At 73.5% G+C, this 9,388-nt stretch carries 8 protein-coding genes and 1 pseudogene; 1 reads left to right on the top strand and 8 read right to left on the bottom strand.

Features of this window, described 5'->3' with window-relative positions; genetic code table 11:
* The 8 genes from ACWGL3_RS28470 to ACWGL3_RS28435 all read right to left on the bottom strand — a co-directional run.
* Nucleotides 1-1,074 (bottom strand): tryptophan--tRNA ligase (locus tag ACWGL3_RS28470; protein WP_452462005.1); only part of this gene is annotated, 1,074 nt, incomplete at its 3' end.
* Between the two features lie 155 nt (nucleotides 1,075-1,229).
* Entirely contained in the window at nucleotides 1,230-2,168 is a 939-nt protein-coding gene (locus tag ACWGL3_RS28465; RefSeq protein ID WP_267950492.1) for a zinc metalloprotease, read from the bottom strand.
* A gap of 141 nt (nucleotides 2,169-2,309) precedes the next feature.
* Entirely contained in the window at nucleotides 2,310-4,031 is a 1,722-nt protein-coding gene (locus ACWGL3_RS28460) for a DEAD/DEAH box helicase (RefSeq protein WP_452462004.1), read from the bottom strand.
* Between the two features lie 151 nt (nucleotides 4,032-4,182).
* Nucleotides 4,183-4,458 carry a hypothetical protein gene (locus ACWGL3_RS28455; RefSeq protein ID WP_344184536.1) on the bottom strand — a complete coding sequence of 92 codons (276 nt, stop codon included), beginning with the start codon at nucleotides 4,456-4,458 and terminating at the stop codon, nucleotides 4,183-4,185.
* An 11-nt stretch (nucleotides 4,459-4,469) separates the two neighbouring features.
* Nucleotides 4,470-5,156, bottom strand: coding sequence for a class E sortase (locus tag ACWGL3_RS28450; RefSeq protein ID WP_267946305.1), 687 nt, complete (start codon nucleotides 5,154-5,156; stop codon nucleotides 4,470-4,472).
* 167 nt (nucleotides 5,157-5,323) lie between these two features.
* Nucleotides 5,324-6,205: a heme ABC transporter ATP-binding protein gene (locus ACWGL3_RS28445; RefSeq protein WP_267946306.1), complete on the bottom strand. Its 882-nt coding sequence runs from the start codon at nucleotides 6,203-6,205 to the stop codon at nucleotides 5,324-5,326.
* Nucleotides 6,202-7,275: a FecCD family ABC transporter permease gene (locus ACWGL3_RS28440; protein ID WP_267950493.1), complete on the bottom strand. Its 1,074-nt coding sequence runs from the start codon at nucleotides 7,273-7,275 to the stop codon at nucleotides 6,202-6,204. Before ACWGL3_RS28440 ends, ACWGL3_RS28445 begins: the two co-directional genes overlap by 4 nt.
* A 35-nt stretch (nucleotides 7,276-7,310) precedes the next feature.
* Nucleotides 7,311-8,423 (bottom strand): heme/hemin ABC transporter substrate-binding protein, encoded by a 1,113-nt coding sequence (locus ACWGL3_RS28435; protein WP_452462003.1) that lies wholly within the window; start codon nucleotides 8,421-8,423, stop codon nucleotides 7,311-7,313.
* A gap of 252 nt (nucleotides 8,424-8,675) precedes the next feature.
* On the opposite strand from ACWGL3_RS28435, the pseudogene ACWGL3_RS28430 reads away from it, so the two are divergent.
* A pseudogene (locus tag ACWGL3_RS28430) lies at nucleotides 8,676-9,388 on the top strand (cell wall protein); the annotation flags it as partial.

Raw genomic sequence — 9,388 nt, 5'->3', positions numbered from 1 at the left:
CCTCGCCGGGCGCGCGCGGCGGCGGACCCGTGCGGGGCCCGCCGCCCCCCCGCGGCGGGTCGGGCGCCCGGCGCCGCCGCGGGGGGCGCGCCCCGGGTCGTTCGGGGCGCGCGCACGCTCGCGGGCGCGCGCGGAACCGGCCTCCAGGATCGCGTCGATCTCGGAGGGGTCGTCCATCAGCTGGTCGTAGCGCTCGCGCTTGGGGCCGAGTTCGGCGTTGACCGCCTCGAACAGCTCGTTCTTGAGCTCGCCCCAGCCCATGCCGCCGGCCTCCAGCCGCCGCCGGACGTCGGCGACCTTGTCGGCGTCGGCGAAGTGGGCCAGGAGCTGGAAGGGCACCGAGCCGTCGGCGTCCTTGGGGTCCTCCACCGGGGTGGAGTCGGTCGGGATGCGGCGGATGGCCTTCTTGAGCTTGTTCTCCGGCAGGAACAGCGGGATGTGGTTGTCGTAGGACTTGCTCATCTTGCGGCCGTCGGTGCCGGGCAGGATGCTGCCGTCGCCCTCGTCGATGACGCCCTTGGGGACCGGGAAGGAGTACCCCTCGCCGAAGCGGTGGTTGAAGTACCCGGCGATGTCGGCCGTGTACTCGATGTGCTGGGACTGGTCGCGGCCGACCGGCACGTGCGTGCCCTCCATGACCAGGATGTCGGCGGCCATGAGGATGGGGTAGTTGTACAGCCCCATGTTGATCCCGGCGTCCAGGTCGCTGTTCCCGGCCGCGGTGTTGCGGTCCCGCGCGGCCTTGTAGGCGTGCGCGCGGTTCATGAGGCCCTTGGGGGTGAGGGCGCTCAGGATGGTGGTGAGCTCGAAGGTCTCGGGGACCTTGGACTGCTGGTAGACGACCGTGCGCTCGGGGTCGAGGCCGCACGCGAGCCAGGTGGCAGCGCCCGACCGGATGCTGTGGCGGAGCTCGGCCGCGTCCTTGACGGTGTTGAGCGCGTGGTAGTCCGCGACGAAGTAGTACGTGTCGTACTCACGGGCCGCGGCCAGGGCGGGCTTGATCGCGCCGACGTAGTTGCCCAGGTGGAATTCCCCGGTGGGCTTGATGCCGGTCAGGTAGGTGTTCGCTGCCATGTCCTCAGCCTAGCGGCGTTCGGGGGCGCTCCCCCGTACAGGTCCTCCCGGCGGCCGTCCCCGGACCGGGCCCCTCCCCCTCCGGGCCTGTGTGGTGTCCGGGGGCCCGGGGCGCATGCCCCGGGGCCCCGGACACGGCCGCCCGTACCGCCGGGTCAGGAGCGGAAGGCCGCCCAGTGCTCGACGATGCGCCGGGCCTGCCCCTCGGTGAAGTGGGTCATGCAGCCGTCGTCGCTGTAGTTCATGAAGTTGGTGACGGGGTCGTCGCCCTTCTTGCGGGGGCAGGAGTCCCTGCCGACCGGGCAGCCGGACGCCGCCTCGCGCTCGTAGGGGGTGTCGTCCACGTAGTCCCCGGGCGAGGCGCACCCGTTCTGGAACGTGTGGAACAGCCCCAGCCAGTGGCCGACCTCGTGGGTACCGGTGTGGCCGAGGTCGAAGCCGTCGCGGCCCCCGCCGGGCAGGGTGTCGTGGGCGAGCACGACCCCGTCCTGGTCGGGCGCCGCCTCGTAGTCCTGCGGGAAGGAGGAGTACCCGAGCAGCCCCGTCCCCAGTTGGGCCGTGTAGACGTTGAGCGTCCCGGCGCCGCCCCGGTGCAGCTCGGCCCGGATCGTGTCGCGGTACTCGTCGAACCGGGTGAACCAGGTGTCGTTCACCGTGCGGGTGGTCTCGGACAGCTCGAAGCGGAAACCGGTGTCGGCGCCGTCCGTCCCGTAGCCGCCCGAGAAGGCGGTGTTGAGGACCTCGATCTGGTCGTCGACACGGGCCTGCGGCACGTCGCCCCGGCCGTCCTCGGCGGAGATGACGTGCACCACGACCGGCACGTTCCGGGGCGCCTGCATCTCCTGGCCGCGCAGGGGAACGAGGGCCTCGCGGAACCGCCTGTCGTAGTCCTCGGCCTGCTGCGGGGTGAGCTCCCCTCCCTCGGGCACCGCCGCGTCGGGATCGCTCACGCGGGCGGCCTGGCCGGCGCGGCCCGGCGGGCACTCCTCCAGGAGGGAGCCCTCCTCCCCCGGGGCCAGGGTCCGGGCGGTCTCGGCTCCGGCCGGTTCGGGCGGCAGGCCCGCGACCGTCCCGGTCAGAGCGAGACCGCACATGAGCAGTCCGGTCCAGAGCGCGGCTGTGCCGCCGCGAGAGCTTCGTCGATTCACATCACGGAATGTAATCAAACGGGCACGTTACGCACAGCAGCCGTGCGCACGCTGACGAAGTGTTTGCCCTTTTCGGGACAACCGGGACTACTTGCCCCCGACCGCCCAGGTGCGGAGCTTGGCGATCCGCTCGCGGATCTGGGTCGGGGAGGCCTGCGCCACCGGCGGGCCCCCGCACGCGCGGCGCAGCTCGTTGTGGATGACCCCGTGCGGCTTGCCCGTCCGGTGGTGCCATGCGCCCACCAGCCCGCTCAGCTCGCGGCGCAGCTCCGCCACGATCTCGTGGGTGGGGCCCTCCTCCTCGGCCGGGTCGTCCTTCTTCGCCCTGCGCTCACCCGCGCGGATGTCGGCCTTGCGCTTGCGCAGGAGCTGGGAGACCTGTTGCGGGTCGAGCAGGCCCGGAAGCCCCAGGAAGTCCTCCTCCTCGGAGGAGCCCGGGACACCGCCGTACTCGGCCCCGTCGTAGAGGGCGCGGTCGAACTCGGCCGCCGACTCCATCGTCTCGAACGGCAGCTCCTCGCCGGCGTCCGGGCTGTCCCGCTTGCGGTTGGCCTCCTTGAGGAGGTCCTCCTCCGGGTACTCGTCGTCACCGGGCGGCGGCTTGTCCAGCACGTGGTCGCGCTCGCGCTCCATCTCGCCCGCGTACTCCAGCAGGGTCGGCACCGAGGGCAGGAACACCGACGCCACCTCGCCCCGCTGGCGCACGCGCACGAAGCGGCCGATGGCCTGGGCGAAGAACAGGGCCGTGCTGGTGGAGGTGGCGTACACGCCGACCATCAGCCGGGGCACGTCGACCCCCTCCGACACCATGCGCACCGCGACCATCCACCGGTCGTCGCCCACGGCGAAACGGGAGATCTTCCGGGAGGCCGTGGGGTCGTCCGAGAGCACCACGGTCGCGCCCTTGCCGGTGATCTGCCGGATGATGCGGGAGTAGGCGCGGGCGTTCTCGTGGTCGGTGGCGATGACCAGGCCGCCCGCGTCGGGGTGCGTCTTGCGGACCTCGGTCAGGCGCCGGTCCGCGGCCTGGAGCACGCGCTTGATCCAGTCGCCCTTGGGGTCCAGCGCGGCGCGCCAGGCCTGGGAGAGGGCGTCCTGGGTAAGGGGCTCCCCGAGTCTGGCCGCGAGTTCGTCCCCGGCGCGGGTGCGCCAGCGCATCTCACCGGAGTAGGCCATGAAGATGACGGGGCGCACGACCCCGTCCTCCAGGGCCGGGCCGTACCCGTAGTTGTAGTCCCACGAGCAGCGGCGCACCCCCGCCGCGTCGGGGACGTAGTCCACGAAGGGGATGGGGTTGATGTCGGAGCGGAAGGGGGTGCCGGTGAGGGAGAGCCTTTTGGTCGCCGGGTCGAAGGCCTCGCGCGCGGCGTCGCCCCAGGAGAGGGCGTCGCCCGCGTGGTGGACCTCGTCGAAGATCACGAGGGTCTTGCGCGCCTCGGTCCGGTTGCGGTGCAGCATCGGGTGCGCGGCGACCTGCGCGTAGGTGACTGCCACCCCGATGTACTGGCGGCCGAGCGCCCCCTGGCCGTTCTTGAAGTCGGGGTCGATGGCGATGCCGAACCGGGCGGCGGCCTCGGCCCACTGCTTCTTGAGGTGCTCGGTGGGGCACACGATGGTGATGGCCCTCACCGCGTGCCGGTGGAGGAGTTCCGTGGCCAGGGTGAGCGCGAAGGTCGTCTTGCCCGCACCGGGGGTCGCCACGGCGAGGAAGTCGCGCGGCTCCCGGCGGAAGTACTCCTCGAACGCCTCCCGCTGCCAAGCGCGGAGCCCGCGCAGGCGGTCCTCCGTAGTGGTCTGCGTCACCGTCATTCTCAGAACCGTCCCCCGTTGCTCACCTGCTAGAGGTTAGCGGTCGTGGCGGACCGGACCGGGAGCCCCGCCAGTGGTGCCGCCCACACGACCGCGCCGCGGCCCCGGGCCGGGCCCGGGGCCCCGCGGGCGGCCCGGAGCCGGGCGGACGTCAGCCCCCTGCCCCGGGGACCTCCGCCCCGGAGGCCCCCTCTTCCCCGGAAAGCCCTTCGGCCCCCGGGTCCTCGGAGACCTCTCCCGTGCCCGCCTCCCCGCCCGTGCCGACGCCCTGGGTGTCGACGGCGCCGTCGTTGAACGGCATGTGCGGGGAGATCGCCGGGAAGGCGAAGAACCACAGGAGCGCCGCGGCGCCGGCCAGCAGGCCGACCGCCATGATGAACTTGGAGGCCCAGGGGCCGGGCAGGATGCGCCAGATCAGACCGTACATTCGCGTTACCCCTACTCGGCCTCGGCGGTCTCGGGGGCCATGTGCGCGATCGAGTCGGGCATCCCCTCGGACTTGGGCGTGGTCTCGACCAGCTCACCCCAGACGATGAGCCGGTGCGTGTTGTTCAGCTTCGGCGCACAGGTGGTCAGCGTGATCAGGGACCGCTCGGGCTCCCCCTCGCCCGCCCCCTCGACGTCGTCGAACGGGTCCGGCTCGATCACCCACACGTCGGTGGGCAGGACCGTCTCCTCCTGGAAGACCTCGTACGTGTAGAAGTTCTCCCCGTCCTCCAGGACCAGCACGTCACCGTTGTCCAGCAGGTCCATGTCCCAGAACAGGCCCGGGGTCCGGTGGGCGGCGATCGCGTAGTTGCCCGCGCCGCCCGCGCTGCTGGGGTACTCGGTGTAGTGGCCGGGGCTGTAGCGGATGTCGTCGGGGGTGGTGCCGTTGACCACGACCCAGTCCAGGTCGAGGCTGGGGATGTAGAGGCGGCTGTCGGCGCTGCCGGGCAGCGGCTCGGAGTCCGGACCGGACTCCTCCGCCGTGGCCGCCCACGCCTCGTTCAGCCCGTCCGCCAGGCCCTGCTGTTCGCGGTCGGTCTCCCACTGGGAGCCGTAGACCTCGTACCCCGCGTAGAAGAGCATGAGCAGACCGGCCGTCAGGAGGATCTCGCCGACGAACCGGACGAAGCCGCGCACGACGTCTCCCGGGGTGGCCCTGGGCCGGGGCGCCCGGCGGCGTCGGCCGCCCGCGCTCCGTCCACGCCCCTCCCGCCGCTCGTGCGGGGGCTCTTCGTGTGGCTGCCGTTCAGTTGTGGACACCAATACGACCTACTCCTGTGGACGCTCTCATGTGCGCCGGACACCTACCGGAGGGGCACGACCAGCGGGACCCCGGTACGCGGGTGCGGCAGGACTTCGACCTCGTGCTGGTAGACGTTGCCGAGCAGGGACGCGGTGAACACGTCGGCGGGGGCTCCCTGCGCGGCGATCCGTCCTCCGGAGAGTATCGCCACACGATGGGCGTAGGCCGCCGCAAGCCCCAAATCGTGCAGGACCACGATAACCGCACCACCGTCCTCCGAGATCTGACGCGCGATGGACAGTACGAGTTCCTGGTGCCCGATGTCCAGGGCCGCCGTCGGTTCGTCGAGCATCAGCACCTGCGTGTCCTGGGCGAGGACACGCGCGAGCATCACCCTGGCCCGCTCTCCCCCGGAGAGCGTGGGGAACCGGCGTCCGGCCAGGTGGGCGACGCCCGTGCCGTCCATGGCCGCGGCGACCGCGGCGTCGTCGGCGCCGGGGGCGCACAGCCCCGCCCAGGGGGCCCGGCCCATGGCGACGAGCTCGGCGACCGGGAACGGGAAGCTGACCGACGCCTCCTGCGGGAGGACGGCCCGCCGCAGCGCGAGCTGTGGCGGGGTCCACTCCGGCAGGGGCCGGTCGAGGAGGAGCACGGCGCCCTCGTCGGCCTCCCCCCGGGCGGGCCCGCCGGTGACGTCGCCGGACAGGGCGGCCAGCAGGGTGGACTTGCCGGCCCCGTTGGGGCCCACCAGGGCCAGGAGCTCTCCGGCGCGCACCGTGAGGTCGACCCCGTCCAGGAGGGCGCGTCCGCCCCGGCGGACGGTGACCCCCTCGGCGCGGACCACCTCCGAGCCGGTCGCGGCGCGGACGGGGAGCGCGGGGGGACGGGACAGGGGGGCGAAGGCGGCGGAGACCCGCCGGCGCAGACGGGGAAGGGTGTTCACGACCATCCTCCCTGCTTGGCGCGGGTGCGGTGCAGAAGGTAGAAGAAGAACGGCCCGCCGAGGGCGGCGGTGACCACGCCGAGGGGGATCTCGGCGGGTGCGGCGACGGTGCGGGCGAGCAGGTCGGCGGCGAGCAGGAGGAGCCCTCCGCCGAGCGCGCTGGCGGGCAGCAGGACCCGGTGCCCGGGACCGGTGACCATGCGGATGATGTGCGGGACGACCAGGCCGACGAACGCGACGATCCCCGCGAACGCGACGGCGGCCGAGGTGAGCAGCGCCAGGGCGCAGATGAGGACGAGGCGCATGCGCTCGACGTCCACGCCCAGGTGGCGGGCGGGCCCCTCGCCGAGCGCGAGCAGGTCGAGGCGCCGGGCGTGGAGGGGGATCACGGCCAGTCCGGCCAGGAGGCACGGGGCGATGGCGGCGACCTTGGACCAGGTGGCGGTGGAGACGCTGCCGAGCTGCCAGAAGGTGATGGTCTGGATCTCGGCGTCCTGGGAGAAGTTGGTCATCAGGCCGATGGCCGCTCCCGCCACGGCGTTGACGGCGATGCCCGTGAGGAGCAGGGTGACGACCTCGGTGCGGCCGCGCGAGCGCGCGAAGACGTACACGAACAGGGTCGTGGCCAGGCCGAACACGAACGAAGCGGCGATGATCGTCCAGTGGCCGAACACGGTCAGGCCCGTGAAGACGACCGTGATCGCGCCGACCGCCGCGCCGGAGGAGACCCCGATGACGCCGGGCTCGGCGAGGGGGTTGCCGAAGATCCCCTGCATCATGGCCCCGGCGGCGCCGAGGGCGGCGCCGACCATGACCGCCAGGACGACGCGGGGGAAGCGCACGTCCCACAGGACGGTCCGGCCGATCCGGTCGGGGGGTGTGCCGACCTCCAGCCCGACCGCGTGCAGGACCGAGGAGGCGACCTGGCCGGCGGGCACGGGGTAGGCGCCGGCGCCGGCCGCGACGAGCGAGACCGCGACCAGGCCCGTGCCGAGTCCGGCCAGCAGGAGCACGGCCCGGAGGCGGTGTGCGGCGCGCCCCCCGGGTCCCGGCGGGGGGCCGCCGTCCACGCCGACCCGTTCGGGGGCGGTGGTGTCGGGGGCGGTCACCGGCCCTCCCCCTCCGCCTGGAACGCGGCCAGTTCGTCCGCGAGGGCCGCGACGACCTGCGGCGTGCGGGGGCCGAAGTTGAGCAGGACGCCGTCCTCGAAGTCGACGACCGCCCGTGCCGCGCCGGCCGGTGTCTGGGCGACACCGGGGATCTCGACGAGCCCGTCGACGCCGCCCACGGACTCCAGGCCCTGGGTCATGACGAGGAGCACGTCGGGCTGGGCCGCGATGAGGGCCTCCGTGGTGATGGGGGTGAACGGTGTGGTCAGGCCCATCTCGACCCCGGCGTCGCGCGCACCGGTCTCGGCGAGCACGGCGTCGGCGCCCGAGCCCTCGCCGCCGAGGAGGTAGACCCCGGCCGTGCCCCGCAGGTAGAGGAAGGCCACGAGCGGGCCGTCGCCTGAGCCGTCCGCCTCCTCCCGGACCTCGGCCATCTGCGCCCGCGTGCGCTCGGACAGGGCCGCGCCGTCGTCGGGGACCCCGAGGGCCTCCGCGACCCGCTCGAAGCGCGGGTACATCTCGTCGATGGACCAGGCCTCCTCGACGATGACGACGGGGACCCCGGACCTCTGGATCTGCTCGACGGCCTCGGACGGGCCCGTCTGGGTGTCGGCGAGGATCACCGTGGGTTCGAGGGCGAGGACGCTCTCGGCGGAGACCTCGTGCCCCTCGCTGATGACGGGGAGGCCGGCGGCCTCCTCGAACGTGGCGGCGACGTCGCGGCCGACCACGTTGTCGCCGAGGCCGAGCGTGAAGACGATCTCGGCGAGGCTGCCGGTGAGCGGGAGGATGCGGCTGACGTCGTCGACCTCGACCTGCTCGTACTCCAGGGGGTCGGAGCTCGTGCGGTACGGATCGAGGACGACGGAGTCGACGGTGACGGGGAGCTCGGGCTCCCCGGTGCCCTCCAGCGGCTGGAGGCGGTTCTCGGAGAAGTCGGGGATGTCGGCGGCGCCGTCCCCTCGCGAGGGGGCCTCGGGCGCACCGCCTCCTCCCACGGCGCAGCCGGCCAGCGCCAGCGCGAGGGCGCAGGCCGCGGCGAGGACCGGGACGGATCGTGCGTGCGGGCGGTGTCCGCGCGGGCGGCGCCGCGCGTCGGCGAGTGGCATGGGGGTCGCTTTCGGTGGTCCGTGTGCCGGGTGCACGGGCGGGTGTCGCCGGGGAGCGGGGAGGCGACAACGCCCTTTATATGACACTTCGTCATCATCTTGACAAGCCTGATGCTTCGGTGTTCAACTGTTCCGGCGCGGACTTCGAGTTAGGCAAGGCTCACTTCACAAAGGTAAGCATAACCTAAAGAACTCTCCCCACCTCACGCGGAGGGCGGTCTCCCACCGCCCCGCACGAAGCGAAGGCCTCTGATGCAAGCAGCGGTTTCCCCCAGCCCGGGCCACGGGCGGCGCCGCGGGCTCGTCCCGCCCCTCGCAGCCACCGCCGTCGCGGCGGTGCTGTCCACGACGGTTCCGGCGGCGGCGCTCGCCGAACCCGTCCCGTCCCCGGACGGCGAACACGGCCGCCCCCGCGTCACCACCGTGGACCGGACCGGGGGCCTCGACCCCGCGGGCGACACCGTCACCGTCTCCGGGATCGGCCACGCGCCCGGCTCACTGGTCGAGGTCGCCACCTGGGCCGTGCCGGCCGGTTCCGCGGACACCCGTGCCGCCGACGACGGCGCCGTCCCCGACGACGGCAACGCGGTGACGGTCGAGGTCGGCTCGCGCGGAACCTTCACGGTCGCCCTCGACACCGGGGCGGGGTTCGCCGCCGGGGCCGGCCTGGACGCGGAGGAGGACCCGTTCGAGATCCGCCTCCTGGAGCTCGCACCCGCCCCCGCCGGGGACGCCGGCGCGGCCGCCGGGGGGACCTGGGCGCCCGGCCCGGCGGAGGACACGGGCGGGGGCGCCGGGGAGGACGCGTCCGGGGACACCGGCGGGTCCGCGCCGACCGCCTCCCCCGGTGCGGGGACGAGCGTCTCCGAGGCCGTCCCGGAGGCTCCCTCCGCCCCGGTCGTGGTGGGCCGGGTCCCGGTGGCCTTCGCCGTCACGGGCGCCGTCCCGGAGACGGCGCCCGTGAC

It is taken from the genome of Nocardiopsis sp. NPDC055824 (assembly GCF_053616335.1).
This window is presented reverse-complemented; position numbering and strand designations above follow the sequence as displayed.

What these genes read in the sequence shown, in the direction of transcription:
- ACWGL3_RS28465 (WP_267950492.1), bottom strand. Translation starts at nt 2,168, where the DNA reads ATGTGCGGTCTCGCTCTGACCGGGACGGTCGCGGGCCTGCCGCCCGAA.
- ACWGL3_RS28460 (WP_452462004.1), bottom strand. Translation starts at nt 4,031, where the DNA reads ATGACGGTGACGCAGACCACTACGGAGGACCGCCTGCGCGGGCTCCGC.
- ACWGL3_RS28455 (WP_344184536.1), bottom strand. Translation starts at nt 4,458, where the DNA reads ATGTACGGTCTGATCTGGCGCATCCTGCCCGGCCCCTGGGCCTCCAAG.
- ACWGL3_RS28435 (WP_452462003.1), bottom strand. Translation starts at nt 8,423, where the DNA reads ATGCCACTCGCCGACGCGCGGCGCCGCCCGCGCGGACACCGCCCGCAC.